Source organism: Xanthomonas sp. LF06-19 (assembly GCF_034105425.1).
In the GTDB taxonomy this organism is placed as follows: Bacteria; Pseudomonadota; Gammaproteobacteria; order Xanthomonadales; family Xanthomonadaceae; genus Xanthomonas_A; species Xanthomonas_A sontii.
The window spans coordinates 162432-177369 of the sequence record NZ_JAXGGH010000001.1 but is presented as its reverse complement, the minus strand read 5'-3'; the positions used below and the strand labels follow the sequence as shown (position 1 = coordinate 177369).

10 protein-coding genes and 1 pseudogene are annotated in these 14938 nt (G+C 67.9%); 9 read left to right on the top strand and 2 right to left on the bottom strand.

All coding sequences use genetic code 11. The features are described from left to right. Positions 1-245 precede the first annotated feature (245 nt). Complete coding sequence (locus SLW55_RS00760; RefSeq protein ID WP_295908448.1) at positions 246-2309, bottom strand: 3-hydroxyacyl-CoA dehydrogenase NAD-binding domain-containing protein; 2064 nt, start codon at positions 2307-2309, stop codon at positions 246-248. Positions 2310-2548: 239 nt separating this feature from the next. On the opposite strand from SLW55_RS00760, the gene rpoE reads away from it, so the two are divergent. From rpoE to recO, 9 genes and pseudogenes are all read left to right on the top strand, one after another. Continuing rightward, positions 2549-3169, top strand: a complete 621-nt coding sequence (rpoE, locus tag SLW55_RS00755; RefSeq protein WP_010340494.1) for an RNA polymerase sigma factor RpoE — start codon at positions 2549-2551, stop codon at positions 3167-3169. After that, positions 3166-4131, top strand: coding sequence for a sigma-E factor negative regulatory protein (locus SLW55_RS00750; protein WP_320744305.1), 966 nt, complete (start codon positions 3166-3168; stop codon positions 4129-4131). Before rpoE ends, SLW55_RS00750 begins: the two co-directional genes overlap by 4 nt. A gap of 99 nt (positions 4132-4230) precedes the next feature. Further along, a complete protein-coding gene (locus tag SLW55_RS00745) occupies positions 4231-5790 on the top strand; it encodes a DegQ family serine endoprotease (protein ID WP_193313860.1) in 1560 nt (519 codons plus the stop codon). Positions 5791-6495: 705 nt separating this feature from the next. Continuing rightward, complete coding sequence (gene lepA, locus SLW55_RS00740) at positions 6496-8286, top strand: translation elongation factor 4 (protein ID WP_193314649.1); 1791 nt, start codon at positions 6496-6498, stop codon at positions 8284-8286. A 101-nt stretch (positions 8287-8387) separates the two neighbouring features. Beyond that, positions 8388-9188 carry a signal peptidase I gene (gene lepB / locus SLW55_RS00735; protein WP_010340595.1) on the top strand — a complete coding sequence of 267 codons (801 nt, stop codon included), beginning with the start codon at positions 8388-8390 and terminating at the stop codon, positions 9186-9188. A 20-nt stretch (positions 9189-9208) separates the two neighbouring features. Continuing rightward, positions 9209-9586, top strand: a complete 378-nt coding sequence (locus SLW55_RS00730) for a DUF4845 domain-containing protein (RefSeq protein ID WP_010340596.1) — start codon at positions 9209-9211, stop codon at positions 9584-9586. After that, a complete protein-coding gene (rnc, locus tag SLW55_RS00725) occupies positions 9576-10256 on the top strand; it encodes a ribonuclease III (protein WP_026143959.1) in 681 nt (226 codons plus the stop codon). The genes SLW55_RS00730 and rnc overlap by 11 nt, the downstream gene beginning before the upstream one ends. Then, the gene (gene era, locus SLW55_RS00720) at positions 10253-11158 is read left to right on the top strand and encodes a GTPase Era (protein ID WP_010340598.1); all 906 of its coding nucleotides are present in this window, start codon (positions 10253-10255) and stop codon (positions 11156-11158) included. The genes rnc and era overlap by 4 nt, the downstream gene beginning before the upstream one ends. 230 nt (positions 11159-11388) lie before the next feature. Further along, positions 11389-12105: pseudogene (gene recO / locus SLW55_RS00715) on the top strand (DNA repair protein RecO); the annotation flags it as partial. Positions 12106-12590: 485 nt separating this feature from the next. On the opposite strand, the gene SLW55_RS00710 reads toward recO, so the two are convergent. Next, positions 12591-14768 carry a TonB-dependent siderophore receptor gene (locus SLW55_RS00710; RefSeq protein WP_295908453.1) on the bottom strand — a complete coding sequence of 726 codons (2178 nt, stop codon included), beginning with the start codon at positions 14766-14768 and terminating at the stop codon, positions 12591-12593. Positions 14769-14938 lie beyond the last annotated feature (170 nt).

Here is a 14938-nt window from a genome sequence, read left to right as displayed (position 1 = left end):
GAATCACCTGTCATGCAGCAGCGCCTGGCGAAGCGGCCATGCTTTCCGATGGCGTAATGCGTCGGGACTGAAGTCCCTCCCACAGTACGCCCGGCGAATTCGCCGCAAGATCGCGTGGGAGCGGCTTCAGCCGCGACGGGTCTTGCCGGGAAACGCCCGCCGCGGCTGAAGCCGCTACCAAAGGGGCGCGACCCGTCGTTATGGGAGGTGCCCTGACGCACGCTTACAGAAGGCGTGCGCGCGCCTCACACCACCGGTTCGCGCAACGCCGGCGACTCCCAACCCGGTCGCGGGGCGAAACGCTCGCCGTAGCGCGTGTGCAGGGCGCGCAGGCGCGCCAGCAGCACGTCGGCGCCGGCGGCGCGGATGTGCTGGATCGGGCCGCCGCGGAACGGGGCGAAGCCGGTACCGAAGATCACGCCGGCATCGAGCAGGTCGGCGTCGGCGACCACGCCCTCGTGCAGGCAGGCCACCGCTTCGTTGAGCAGCGGCAGGATCAGGCGGTCTTCCAGGTCGTCCGGCGCGCGGTAGTCCTTCGGCAGTTCGGGCTTCTTGGCGCGGCCGTTCTCCCAGGCGTACAGGCCCTGGCCGTCCTTCTTGCCGCGCTTGCCCGGCTCCACCGTCTGCAGCGCCGCCGGGATCGGCAGGCCCAGGAACGGTGCCAGTTCGGCGCCCACGCCCGCGGCCACGTCCAGGCCCACGGTGTCGATCAGTTCGATCGGGCCCATCGGCATGCCGAACTTGACCGCAGCCTTGTCGATCGCCGGGCCGGGAATGCCTTCGGCATAGGCGGTGGCCGCTTCCAGCATGTACGGGAACAGCACGCGGTTGACCAGGAATCCGGGGGTGCCGGCGACCGGCACCGGCAGCTTGTCGATGGCCTTGCAGAAGGCGGCCAGCCGCTTCTGGTTCTCCGGCGCCAGGCCGTCGTGGCAGACGATCTCCACCAGCGGCATCTGCGCCACCGGATTGAAGTAGTGCAGGCCGCCGAACTGCGCCGGGCGCTGGATGTGCTCGCGCAGTTCGGTCAGCGGGATCGAGGAGGTGTTGGTGCTGAGCAGCGCAGTCGGCTGCATGCGCGGCTCCAGCGCCTGGTACAGCTCGCGCTTGGCCTGCGGGTTCTCGATGATCGCCTCGATCACCAGATCGGCGCTCGGCACGCCCTCGCCGGCCAGATCGCCCTTCAGGCGCGCCGCCACCGCCGGGCGCTTGCTGTCGTCCTTGACCCGCTTGGCGAACAGCTCGCCGGCGCGGCTCAGCGCGCCGTCGATGAAGCGCTGCTCGCGGTCCTGCAGGGTCACCTCGAAGCCCTTGTAGGCCGACCAGGCGGCGATGTCGCCGCCCATCACCCCGGCACCGACCACGTGCACGTGGCGGATGCCGTGCTCCTTGCCGCCCAGCGCCTTGAGCCGCTCGGTGAGGAAGAAGATGCGGATCAGGTTGCGCGCGGTCGGGGTGCTGGCCAGCTTGACCACCGCCTTGCGCTCGGCGTCCAGGCGCGCCTGGATGCCGCTGCCGCCGCTGCGTTCCCACACCCCGATCAGCGCGTACGGCGCCGGGTAGTGCTCCTTGCGCGCCTTGCGCGCCACCTGCTTGCGCATCTGCGGCGCCAGCAGCTTGCGCGCCGGCCAGGTGTTGGTGGCCCAGGCGGTGGCGCGCTGCTTGAAGGGGCGGGCGCTGCCGGACAGCGCCAGCGCCACCGCGGTATCGGTGAGCACGGCCGGCGCGGCGACCTTGTCGACCAGGCCCATCGCCCGCGCCGCCGAGGCCGACACGGTGCGCCCGGTGAGCATGAGGTCCATCGCCGCCGGCGCGCCGATCAGCCGTGGCAGGCGCGCGCTGCCGCCCCAGCCGGGGAAGATGCCGAGCTTGGTCTCGGGCAGGCCGATGCGGGTGGCCGCATCGCTGGAGGCGACGCGGTAGCGGCAAGCCAGGGCGATCTCGGTGCCGCCGCCCATGCAGAAGCCGTGGATCGCCGCGACCGTGGGGCAGGGCAGTTCGGCCAGTTTCTGGAAGGTGGCCTGGCCGCGGCGGATGGCGTCGTTGACGGTGCCGCGGCGGTCGAATTCCTGGAATTCCTTGAGGTCGGCGCCGGCGATGAAGCCGTTGTCCTTGGCCGAGCGGATCACCACGCCCTTGGGCGGATCGATGGCGATGCGCTCGAGCAGATTGCCCAGCTCCAGCAACACGTCCTGCGACAGCGCATTGACGGGCGCGTCCTGGCGGTCGAGGCTGAGCACGACGATGCCGTCGCCGCGGATGTCCGCTTGCCAGTGACTGAATCGGAGCCCGTCGAAGCCTGAAAGCATGGGGAGGACCATCCGCTTGTGTATGGAGAAGATCGTTATCATCCAGAGGTTGTTTCCGTCGCGTCAAATCCCAATGCAGGGGAATTGAGGCGCGTCCCGCGACCGCTGGCCTTGCGCCAGCCTAACGGAACGCCGGTTAACGTCGTGGGGCGGCGATCCGCTGAGGGGCGCTGAACTTTTTTCCGAATTGGCGGTCAGAGGGTCCGACGTAGGTTGGGCTGACAGGAGTGCGGCCCGCTATGGCCGATGTCGAAACACCCCAGGAGCTGGACCTTGAACTGGTCCGGCGTGTGCAGCGCGGCGAAAGCGCGGCGTTCGATGTGCTGGTGCGCAAGTACCAGCATCGGATCGTCGGCCTGATCGGGCGCTACATCGCCGACTGGAGCGAATGTCAGGACGTGGCCCAGGACACTTTCATCCGCGCCTACCGCGCGATCGGGAGTTTCCGCGGCGACGCCCAGTTCTCCACATGGTTGCACCGGATCGCCGTGAACACCGCCAAGAACTACCTGGTCGCGCACAACCGCAGGCCGCCCACCGACGACGTCGATGTGCTCGATGCCGAGCAGTTCGACAGCGGCACCCGCCTGCGCGACACCGACACGCCCGAACGCGAGTTGATGCGCCAGGAGCTGGAGCGCACGGTGATGAAGGCGGTCGACGCCTTGCCGGAAGAGTTGCGCACCGCCATCACCCTGCGCGAGGTGGAGGGCATGAGCTACGAGGACATCGCGCAGAAGATGGGCTGCCCGATCGGCACCGTGCGTTCGCGGATCTTCCGCGCCCGCGAGGCCATCGACGCCGAACTCCGTCCCCTGCTGGATACCGACAGCGCCACCCGTGAGCGACACCGCGTATGACCGATAGCACGCCCTTTCCCAAGCCTGTGCCGGCGCCCGACAGCGCCGCGCCGGACAAGTTCGAGCTGCACTACCGGCAGCAACTGTCCGCCCTGATCGACGGCGAACTGCCGGCCGACGAAGCACGCTTCGTGCTGCGCCGGCTGCAGCACGACGAGGAATTGTCCGGCTGCCATGAGCGCTGGCAGCTGTGCGGCGACATCCTGCGCGGCCGTGTCAGCGTGCCGGCGCCCAGCGATTTCAGTGCGCGCGTGCGCCAGGCGGTGGCCGCCGAAGCGCAGCAGGCCGCGCGTGCCGATGCAGCCAGCGCCGCCGGCAAGCGTCGCACCTGGCGCTGGGGCGGCAGTGCCACCCTGGCCGCTTCGGTCGCGCTGCTCGCGCTGTTCGTGACCCAGCGCCTGCCGCAGACGCCCGAGGCGTTGGCGCCGGCGCAGGTCGCCGATGCCACCGCGCCGAGCCCGGCACCGGCCGCCACCACGCCGCAGGTCCCGACACCCGCGCCGGCACCGGCCGATCCGCAGGGCGATCTCGCCGCAGCCGTCGCTGCCGCGCCGGCAATGGCGATCGCCGCCAATCGTCGCCAGGAGGCGGCCGCGGCGGCGCGACGCGAGGCCACCCGTAGCGCACAGGCCGCGCGCACCCGCAGCGTCCCGGCCGAGCCCGCCTATGCCGCAGCGGCGCCTACCAAACCGCAGGCCAAGGCGCCGGTGCAGACGCCGTTCGTTGCGCCGGTCGCGCCGCCGACGATGGTCGCGCAACGCGCCAGCGATCCGTTCGGGCATCCGGCGACGCCGCTGCAGGCCCGGCCGTGGCCGCGCTCGACGCTGCCATCCGCCGATGCCGGGAGCGAATTCACCGCCAGCTTCCCGCACAGCGGCGCGGACCCGGCGGCGTTCTATCCGTTCGAACCCCGATTGCCTGCCGACGCCGTGGCCAACCCGCCGCTGCATCCGCAGCCCTGACCCCGCGCGCCGGCAGGCGTCCGTGCCTCATTCCGGCGCGTGGTCCCCGTTGCTTCGTCCCCTCGTTGTTCCCCTTCCCGAACCGGAGGCTTGCGTCCGATGACTCACCGTATCCGCCACCATCTGTTGGGCCTGCTGGCGCTGACCGTGCCGCTGGCCGCCTGCGCGCAGCAGCCCAGTCCCAGCGCCGCCAGCGCCCCGCCGCCGGCCGCGCAGGCCGCGCCGGCGCCGCAGCTGGTCGGCAACCTTCCCGACTTCACCCGCCTGGTCGAGCAGGTCGGCCCGGGCGTGGTCAATGTCGAGACCACCATCAGCCGCCGCGCCGCGGCCGCACGCTCCGGCGGCGGCATGCCCGACGACGACCAGATGCCCGAGTTCTTCCGGCGCTTCTTCGGCCCGGACGGCATGCCGGGCATGCCCGGGCAGCCGCGCGGCGGCCGCGGCGCGCCGGACGACGACGATGGCGCGCCCGCCGGCCGTTCGATGGGCTCGGGCTTCATCATTTCGCCCGACGGCTACGTGCTGACCAACCACCACGTGGTCGACGGCGCCAGCGAGGTCAAGGTCAAGCTCACCGACCGCCGCGAGTTCACCGCCAAGGTGGTCGGCAGCGACCAGCAGTACGACGTGGCGCTGCTGAAGATCGACGGCAAGAACCTGCCGACGGTGCGCATCGGCGACTCCAACCTGCTCAAGCCCGGCCAGTGGGTGGTGGCGATCGGTTCGCCGTTCGGCCTGGACCACTCGGTCACCGCCGGCATCGTCAGCGCCACCGGCCGCAGCAACCCCTACGCCGACCAGCGCTACGTGCCGTTCATCCAGACCGACGTGGCGATCAACCAGGGCAACTCCGGCGGCCCGCTGCTCAACACCCGCGGTGAGGTGGTCGGCATCAACTCGCAGATCTTCTCCGCATCCGGCGGCTACATGGGCATCAGCTTCGCGATCCCGATCGACCTGGCGATGAGCGCGGTCGAGCAGATCAAGAAGACCGGCAAGGTCAGTCGCGGAATGCTGGGCGTGACCATGCAACCGAACATCAGTGACGTCGAGGCTAAGGGGCTGGGGCTGCCGGACACGCGCGGTGCTCTGGTCAATGGTGTCCAGCCGGGCACTGGTGCGGCCAAGGCCGGTATCGAACCCGGCGACTTCATCGTTGCCTTCAATGGTCAGAGGATCAACACGCGCGAGGATTTGCCTCCGTTGGTGGGCATGTTGCCGCCTGGAAGCAAGGCGCGCGTTACGATCGTTCGCGATGGCAAGGAGCGGGACGTCATGGTGACCTTGAGCGAGCTGATTGCCGACGATGGAATGTTGGGTCAGCAACTGCCTGGTCGCGCCGGGGCGGCGCCTGCGCCACAGGCGGCTGAGGGCACCGCGCTGGGCATCAGCGTCCAGGAGATCCCTGCGCAAATGCGCCAGAAGCTTGGATTGGAGCCCGACCAAGGCGTGCAAGTGGCGCAGGTCAGCAGTGCGCTTGCGAGAAAGTCGCAATTGCGACCTGGCATGATCGTGCTGCAGGTCGGGCGGGTTCCGGTTTCCAGTCCGGCTCAATTCCACAAGCTCACGTCCGACGCTAAGAAGGGCGACGTGGTGATGTTGTTGGTGCGTGCGCCAGGTAGTCCGGCGAGTCAGTTCGTGGCCATCAGCGTGGAATGATCTCGCTGTCGTAATGCATTGCCTCTTTGGATGAAGAAAAACGCAGGGCTGGCACTCCAGCCCTGCGTTGGTTCTGGTGAGGCACGGTTCGTGATTGCGGCATCGACGCTATTGATCGCTGCGTGAGTCGATGCTTCTAGTCGAGTGTGCGCCTCGCCAAGGTCATGTCGCTGGTGTTTCTCATCAAGCGCATGTGCAGTCCACACGGCAGTACTTAACCCCATTCTCGACCCAGCAACAATAGTGGTCGCACCAATCCATCAATTTGTTGGGGGACGCAATGTACTTCTGAGATTTTCCGCTGTCGTTCTTTACCGGGCAAATTTTGAAGCTTTGCTTGGGCATGCCGCTGTTGCTGAAAGCCGAAGTCGGCCGGTGAGCGTCGTCGCTATTGTCCGATGGCGCTGCTGCCGCTGTGGCCAATACGGACCAAAGCGCTGCGATGCAAGCGATCGTGACGTTCTTGAAGAAAATTGACCTTTTCATTTCATGTTCCTTTCGAAGAGAAAAGTGTCGACTGCCCAGTGCGATACCGGGCTGCGGTTTGGTACTTGAATTTTTCTGAAAAGTCAAGGTGTTAGCCTGTTTCGGCTATCCTGCCCGCCAATGCAGATGAGCGGTACTTGCGCGATGTGGTACATGGCGACATAGTTGATGTCTTTGCCGCTGGTTTTGTTGGCCGCCCACCTCATGTCCTCTGATTCGATGCGGAACATCCGCAATTTCTCCATCATCGCCCACGTCGACCACGGCAAATCGACCCTGGCCGATCGCATCATCCAGCTCTGCGGCGGCCTGCAGGCGCGCGAGATGGAAGCGCAGGTGCTCGATTCCAACCCGATCGAGCGCGAACGCGGCATCACCATCAAGGCCCAGTCCGTGTCGCTGCCGTACACCGCGCAGGACGGGCAGGTCTACCACCTGAACTTCATCGACACCCCCGGCCACGTCGACTTCTCCTACGAGGTCAGCCGCTCGCTGGCCGCCTGCGAGGGCGCGCTGCTGGTGGTCGACGCGGCGCAGGGCGTGGAAGCGCAGTCGGTGGCCAACTGCTACACCGCGGTGGAGCAGGGCCTGGAAGTGGTGCCGGTTCTGAACAAGATCGACCTGCCCACCGCCGACATCGACCGCGCCAAGGCCGAGATCGAGGCGGTGATCGGCATCGACGCCACCGACGCCGTGCCGGTCAGCGCCAAGACCGGGCTGAACGTGCGCGACGTGCTGGAGGCGATCGTTCACCGCATCCCGCCGCCGGTGCCGCGCGACACCGACAAGCTGCAGGCGCTGATCATCGACTCCTGGTTCGACAACTACCTGGGTGTGGTCTCGCTGGTGCGGGTGATGCAGGGCGAGATCAAGGCTGGCGACAAGCTGCTGGTGATGTCCACCGGCCGCACCCACCAGGTCGACAACGTCGGCGTGTTCACGCCCAAGCGCAAGGTGCTGCCGGCGCTGCGCGCGGGCGAGGTGGGCTGGGTCACCGCCAGCATCAAGGACGTGCACGGCGCGCCGGTCGGCGACACCCTGACCCTGGCCGGCGACCCGGCGAGCAAGCCGCTGCCGGGCTTCCAGGAAATGCAGCCGCGCGTGTTCGCCGGCCTGTTCCCGGTCGATGCCGAGGACTACACCAACCTGCGCGAGGCGCTGGACAAGCTGCGCCTGAACGACGCGGCGCTGCGCTTCGAGCCGGAAAGCTCCGAGGCGATGGGCTTCGGTTTCCGCTGCGGCTTCCTTGGCATGCTGCACATGGAGATCGTGCAGGAGCGCCTGGAGCGCGAGTACAACCTGGACCTGATCAGCACCGCGCCGACCGTGGTCTACGAGGTGCTGAAGACCGACGGCTCGATCATCAGCATGGACAACCCGGCCAAGCTGCCGCCGGTGAACATGGTCGAGGAGATCCGCGAGCCGATCATCCGCGCCAACATCCTCACCCCCGAGGAATACATCGGCAACATCATCAAGCTGTGCGAGGAAAAGCGCGGCAGCCAGATCGGCATCAACTACCTGGGCAGCCAGGTGCAGATCAGCTACGAGCTGCCGATGGCCGAGGTGGTGCTGGACTTCTTCGACAAGCTCAAGTCGGTCAGCCGCGGCTACGCCTCGCTGGACTACCACTTCGTGCGTTTCGACACCGGCCCGTTCGTGCGCGTGGACGTGCTGATCAACGGCGACAAGGTCGATGCGCTGTCGCTGATCGCCCACCGCAGCCACGCCGACCGCCGCGGCCGCGAACTGTGCGAGAAGATGAAGGACCTGATCCCGCGGCAGATGTTCGACGTGGCGATCCAGGCCGCGATCGGCTCGCAGATCATCGCCCGCACCACGGTCAAGGCGATGCGCAAGAACGTGCTGGCCAAGTGCTATGGTGGCGACGTCTCGCGCAAGAAGAAGCTGTTGGAAAAGCAGAAGGAAGGCAAGAAGCGCATGAAGCAGGTCGGCCGCGTGGAAATCCCGCAGGAAGCCTTCCTGGCTGTGCTGCAGATGGACAAGTAGCTGGGAGTCGTGAATAGGGAATGGGGAATCGAAAGAGCGCATGCTCTTGCCTTCCCGATTCCCCGTTCTCCATTCCCGATTCCCATTCCGAAGGAATACGAATGAAATGGTTTGAAATCGCGCTGGTGGTCCTGACCTTCGCCACCGGCATCATCACCCTGCTGGACAAGCTGTTCTTCGCCAAGCGCCGCGCCGCGCGGGCCGGGTTGCTCGACAGCGAGCCGGTGATCGTCGACTACTCGCGGGCGTTCTTCCCGGTGCTGGCGGTGGTGCTGATCCTGCGCAGCTTCATCGCCGAGCCGTACAAGATCCCGTCCAGCTCGATGATGCCGAATCTGCTGGTCGGCGATTTCATCCTGGTCAACAAGTTCTCCTATGGCTTCCGCCTGCCGATCACCAACCAGAAGATCATTCCGGTCGGCGAGCCCAAGCGCGGCGACGTGGTGGTGTTCAAGCCGCCGCACAAGCCGGACGAAAACTGGATCAAGCGCGTGATCGGCCTGCCGGGCGACCGCATCGGCTTCCACGGCGACACCCTGTACATCAACGGCACGCCGATGAAGTACAAGGTCATGGGCGAGTACGTCGGCAAGGGCAAGGGCGCGGAAATGACCGGTGCCACGCTGCTCACCGAGTACCTGCCGGGCCGCACCCACACCGAGCTGGAGTGGATCGACCGCAACAATCCGGCCGGCCAGGGCGACTGGGTGGTCCCGCCGGGCAAGTACTTCGTGATGGGCGATAATCGCGACAACAGCGAGGACAGCCGGTTCTGGACCCAGACCCATTTCCTGCCCGAGGAGAACCTGCGCGGCAAGGCGTTCCTGATCTGGCTCAATTGCGAAGGCTGGTTTTGCAGCGGCAGTTTCGATCCGTCGCGGATCGGGACGACCATTCAGTGACTTGCGTGAGGGGAAGCGCGATGAAGCACAAGCAAAGTGGCATGACCTTGACCTCGTTCGTGATCGTGCTGGCGGTGGTCGGCTTCTTCGTCTACATCGGCATGAAGCTGTTCCCGATGTACATGGAGTTCTATGCGGTGCGCTCGGCGATGAAGGGTCTGGCGACCGAAGCCGGCAGCGCCGAGATGGACCCGTCGCAGGCCAAGGCCTCGTTGTTCCGGCGCCTGGACATCAACAACTCGGACAACGTGAAGCCGGGCGACGTCACCTTCGAGCGCACCGACACCGGCGTGAAGATGCACGTGGCCTACGAAGTGCGCCGCCCGCTGATCGCCAATCTGGACGTGGTCGGCAAGTTCGACGCCACCCAGGACCTGACGACGCGTGGTGGCCAGTAAGACCATCCTGCGCGGTGACCGCATCGGTCACCGCTTCGCTGAGCCGCAGTTGCTGGCACAGGCGCTGACCCATCGCAGTGCCGGCGCACCGCACAACGAACGCCTGGAATTCCTCGGCGATGGCATCGTCAACCTGCTGATCGCCGAGGCGCTGTACCAGCGCTGGCCCAAGGCCGACGAGGGCGCGCTGACCCGCGCCCGCGCCGAGCTGGTGCGCGAGGCCTCGCTGGCCGCGATCGGCCGGCAACTGGAGCTGGGCGAACGCCTGACCCTGGGGCCGGGCGAGATGAAGTCCGGCGGCCATCGCCGCGACTCGATCCTGGCCGATGCGGTGGAGGCCGTGGTCGCGGCGATCTACCTGGACGCCGGCTTCGAGACCTGCCGCGCCACCATCCTGCCCTGGTTCGAGGCCGCGCTGGCGGCGTTGCCGGTCGGCAAGGTGGAGAAGGACGCCAAGACCCGCCTGCAGGAATGGCTGCAGGCCCGGCAGCGGACCTTGCCGGCCTACGAACTGATCAGCGAGACCGGCGACGACCACGCCAAGCTATTCCGGGTACGCTGCGTACTCGCCGAGCCCGCCCTGGTGACCGAGGGCGAGGGCACCTCGCGGCGCCTGGCCGAGCAGCAGGCCGCCGCCGCCGCCATCGAGCAACTGGATTCGAGCAAGTGAACGAACAAGCCACTCCCCCTTACCGCAGCGGCAGCGTGGCCGTGATCGGCCGCCCCAACGTGGGCAAGTCCACCCTGACCAACGCCCTGGTGGGCGCCAAGGTCAGTATCGTCTCCAATCGGCCGCAGACCACCCGGCACCGGCTGCTGGGTATCGCCAGCTTCCCGGCCGGCCAGTTGCTGCTGGTCGATACCCCCGGCCTGCACCGCGAGCAGAAGCGCGCCATGAACCGGGTGATGAACCGCGCCGCGCGCGGCTCCCTGGAAGGCGTGGACGCCGGCCTGCTGGTCATCGAGGCCGGGCGCTGGGACGAGGAGGACACGCTGGCGTTCAACGTGCTCAGCGACGCCGGCATCCCGGTGGTGCTGGTGGTCAACAAGGTCGACCGGCTCAAGGACAAGACCGCGCTGCTGCCGTTCCTGCAGCAGGTCAGCGAAGGCCGCAGCTTCGCCGCGGTGCATCCGATCTCCGCACTCAAGCGCAAGGGCCTGGAGGCGCTGGTGCGCGACCTGCTGGCGCTGGTGCCGGAAGCGCCGCCGATGTTCGGCGAGGACGAGATCACCGACCGCAGCCAGCGCTTCCTGGCCGGCGAACTGGTGCGCGAGCAGTTGATGCGCCAGCTCGGCGAGGAACTGCCGTACGCCACCACCGTGGAGATCGAACGCTTCGCCGAGGACGGCGCGCTGCTGCGCATCGGCGCGGTGATCTGGGTCGAGCGCGAAGGCCAGAAGGCGATCGTGATCGGCAAGGGCGGCACACGCCTGAAGGACATCGGCGCCAAGGCCCGCCAGCAGATGGAACGCCTGTTCGGCGCCAAGGTGTTCCTGGAGACCTGGGTCCGCGTGCGCGAGGGCTGGTCCGACGACGAAGCCGCGCTGAAGGCGTTCGGGTACGGGGAATAAGCCGGGAATGGTGAATCGGGAATCGGGAATCGGATTTCCGCGCCTCCCGGACAATCATGGCGTGCGTAGGGGCGGCTTCAGCCACGTGCGCTCCCCCGGTAACCCCCGCCGCGGCTGAAGCCGCTTCTACACGACGCTGGCTCCTTCCGTTCGTTGGACGATGATGCGGCCAGGGACGGCATGCTGTTCCATTCCCTATTCCCCACTCCCCATTCCCAGCCCCTGCAGCCTTGATCGAGCACGAACCCGGTTTCGTCCTGCACGCCCGGCCCTGGCGCGAGACCAGCCTGCTGGTGGAGGTGCTGAGCGTGCATCACGGCCGGCTCGGCGTGCTGGCGCGCGGCGTGCACGGGCCGAAGAAGCAGGCCTTGCGCGCGGCACTGCAGCCGCTGCAGTCGATCCGCTTCAGCGCGCAGCGCCGCGGCGAACTGGCGCAACTGCGCGAGGCCGAGGCGATGGATGCGGCGCCGCGGCTGAGCGGCGAGGCGATGCTGGCCGGCTTCTACATCAACGAACTGACGCTGCGTCTGGCGCCGCGCGACGATCCGGCGCCGGACCTGTATCTGGCGTACGCGCGGGTGCGCGCGCGGCTGGCCGCCGAAGCGCCGCTGGCCTGGTCGCTGCGCTGCTTCGAGCGCGACCTGCTGGAGGCGCTGGGCGTGGGATTCGACCTGCGTCACGACGGCGACGGCGACCCGATCGACCCGGCCGCGCGCTACGTGCTCGACGCCGAGCACGGGCCACGCCGGCTGCTGAGCGACCGTGGCCACGATCAGCGCAGCGGCATGGCGACCGGGCGCGCCCTGCTGGCGCTGGCCGACGATACCGAACCGGCTGCCGAGGATCTGCCGGGCCTGCGCCGCGGCATGCGCGTGGTGCTGCTGCACCACCTCGGCGGGCGCGGCCTGAAATCCTGGGAAATGGTCGAGGACCTGGCGCGGCAGCGTAGTGCCAGCGCCGCGGGCATCGCGCCGGCGGTCGCCGATCCCGAACCGCCGCAGGACGATCCGCCGCCATCGGATGCACCCGGCGTCGCCGCAATGCCGGCGTCGGCAGCGCCCGCGGCGACGCCGGAGCCGGACGCCGAGCTGGATGCGCAGCGCGATCCGATGTCGACATCCACACCCGAAGCGCCGCCGCGGTCGCCGCCTTCCGCGGCGTCGTGAGTGCGGCGGATCGACGGCGCGAGCGCTGCCGCCACGCGGACACCCGAGTGAGCTGCGTTCGTCACACGCCCAACCGGATGCGGCTTGCTCCGTAGAAGCGGTTCTTGTCCGTTCTTGCGGGCTCAGCGGCGACGGGTTTTCCTGGTAACGCCTTCGCAGCTCAAGCCGCGCCTGCGGTCGCTTCCGTCACGACCACAGACCTCCGCGCCGCCGCCCGTCGCCGCCGTCGCCGTCGCCACGCGGGGCCACGGCAGCGGCAGGCGCACTCAGCGCCAATCGATCCGCAGGCTCAGCGCCGCATTGCGTGCCTCGCCCAGCGTGTGCTGGTTCCAGTAGGTGCGATCGAACAGGTTGTTGATGTTGCCGGTCAGCAATGCGTCGTAGCCGCCCAGCGTGGTGGCGTACTGGAAGCCGGCCGCGGCGACGGTATGCCCGGGGATGAGCACGCGATTCTGATCCTCGTAGTAGGCATCGCCGGAGTAGCGCACGTTGCCGTGCAGGCTCAGGCCGCGCACGCCCGGCACGCGCCAGGTGGCATTGGCCAGCAGTTGCCGGCGTGCGGCGCCGGCCGGGCGGTTGCCGCGCAGGGCCGCGTTGTCCGGCGACAGATCCTCCAGCCGCGGGTCCATCCACAGTCCGCCGACGCCCACTTCCAGATCCTCGGTCACGCCGACGCTACCGATCACTTCCAGCCCGCGATACAGGGTCAGGCCGTCCTGGGTCAGGTAGCGCAGGCCGTCGCGGTAGGCGTCGATCTGCGCGCCGCGCTCGATGCGGAACGCGGCGGTGGTCAGCGCGAAGCGCCCGCTCTGCAGCTTGGCGCCCAGTTCGTACTGCTTGCTCACCGTCGGCGCCAGCACGCTGCCGGCGTTGGCATAGGCGGGCAGCGCATCGGTGCCGACGCGGCTGCCGGGCTCCAGCGCCTCCACGTAGCTGGCGTAGAGCGACACGTCGTCGACGGGCTTGTAGATCAGCGCCACGGTCGGGGTCGTCACCGAGGTGCGGTAGCCGCTGTCCACCGACGCGTCGCCATCCAGATCGCGTTGCTGGTAATCCACGTGGCGCGCGCCGAGGATGGCGCGCCAGTGGTCGCCGAACTGCAGGGTGTCGCTGACGAACACCGCCTTCTGGCGCAGGTCCGCGCTGACCGGCGCCAGGCTGTAGTCCGGTCGGCGGGTGGGGTGGAAGGACTGCGGGCGATACAGGTTGCCGTCGAAGTCGTTGCTCCAGTAGAACGCCTTGCTCCACTGGTCCCAACTGCGCTGCACCGAGGCACCGAACACCAACGCGTGCGTCACCGGACCGGTGTCGACGCGGCCGTTGACCAGCAACTGCACCACGCTGTTGCGCAGCACCGCACCGAAGTCGTAGGCGAAACCGGCGTAGTCGCCCGCTTCGTTCAGCAGATTGGCGAACATCTTGTGCGACGTGTGCCGGCGGCGGCTGCCGCCCAGGCTCAGTGCCGCACTCCAGCGCTCGTCGATGCGCCAGTTCAGGCCGGTGGTCGCGTGCAGCAGGGCGGTCTCGTAGTAGGCCCCGTCGACGCGGATCTTGTCGTAGTCGCTGGTGGGGCGGGGCAGGCGGGTGCCCTGGTAGGCGTCCCAATAGAAATACAGCGGCTCGTGCTCGAGCGTGTTGCGCTCGTGCACCAGTTCGGCATGCCAGGTCAGGCCCTCGACGATCGGTTGCTCGACCGCAAGAGCGATCGTCTTGCGGTCGATGCCCGCGCCGTTGTACGCGTCGCCGCGTTCGATGCCGGCGTTGAGGCGGTAGCCGAAAGAGTCGGCGCCGTTGGCACGGCCGCCCGCATCCACCTGCGCCGAGAACACGTTGTCGTTGCGGTAGCCAACCGTGGTGGCCAGCAGTGGCGTGTCGGTGGGGCGCTTGGTCTGGTAGCTGACGATGCCGCCCGGTGCGCCGAAGCCGTACATGAAGCCGCCCAGGCCCTTCAGCGCCTGCACCGATTGCACCGCTTCCAGCGGGAACTCGCCGCCCCATTCCATCAGCATGGGCACGCCGTCCACGTAGAAATTGCGCACGCCGATGCCGCGGATCTGCGTGCCCCACCAATTGGTGGTGGCCGGCGGCTCGGCCGCGAACACCGATGGATCGTTGATGAAGATCTGCCCCAGCGTGGTGGCCTGGCGCCGCGCGATCTCGGGTTCTTCGATCAGGCTCACCGAGAACGGCGTATCCAGCAGGCGCGACGTGCCCAGCGCGCCGACCGCCGCATCCTGCTGCAGGTCCAGGCTGAGCCGCTGGCCTTTGACCATGACCGTGTCCAGTTGCGTGGCCTCGGCCGATGACCCGGCATCGCGGGTGCCGTCACTGGCGGTGTCCTGGGCGCTGGCCGAGGTGGACGCGGCGGCCACGAGAGCGGCCAGCAGCGCGCGGGCGAGCACGCCCATGGCCGGCGCTGGCCGGTGGAATGATGTCTGAAACATGAGAAGGCCCCTGTTGCGTGTAGTGAACGGACGGGGCGATGGCTGGTCCGCAGATGTCGTCGGGGCGTTAATTTATTCGAGAACGAATCTTATTTGCAAGTTTCGCTGTGTCGCGAGCGCCATGCGGACACCGTCGTTGTGGTCACCGTCGCGAGACCGGATCGTGACCA

Bases quoted from the DNA above. Each gene is read 5' to 3' on its own strand.
- SLW55_RS00745 (WP_193313860.1), top strand. From the start codon at position 4,231: ATGACTCACCGTATCCGCCACCATCTGTTGGGCCTGCTGGCGCTGACC.
- SLW55_RS00750 (WP_320744305.1), top strand. From the start codon at position 3,166: ATGACCGATAGCACGCCCTTTCCCAAGCCTGTGCCGGCGCCCGACAGC.
- SLW55_RS00710 (WP_295908453.1), bottom strand. From the start codon at position 14,768: ATGTTTCAGACATCATTCCACCGGCCAGCGCCGGCCATGGGCGTGCTC.
- SLW55_RS00760 (WP_295908448.1), bottom strand. From the start codon at position 2,309: ATGCTTTCAGGCTTCGACGGGCTCCGATTCAGTCACTGGCAAGCGGAC.
- SLW55_RS00730 (WP_010340596.1), top strand. From the start codon at position 9,209: ATGAAGCACAAGCAAAGTGGCATGACCTTGACCTCGTTCGTGATCGTG.
- lepB (WP_010340595.1), top strand. From the start codon at position 8,388: ATGAAATGGTTTGAAATCGCGCTGGTGGTCCTGACCTTCGCCACCGGC.
- lepA (WP_193314649.1), top strand. From the start codon at position 6,496: ATGCGGAACATCCGCAATTTCTCCATCATCGCCCACGTCGACCACGGC.
- rpoE (WP_010340494.1), top strand. From the start codon at position 2,549: ATGGCCGATGTCGAAACACCCCAGGAGCTGGACCTTGAACTGGTCCGG.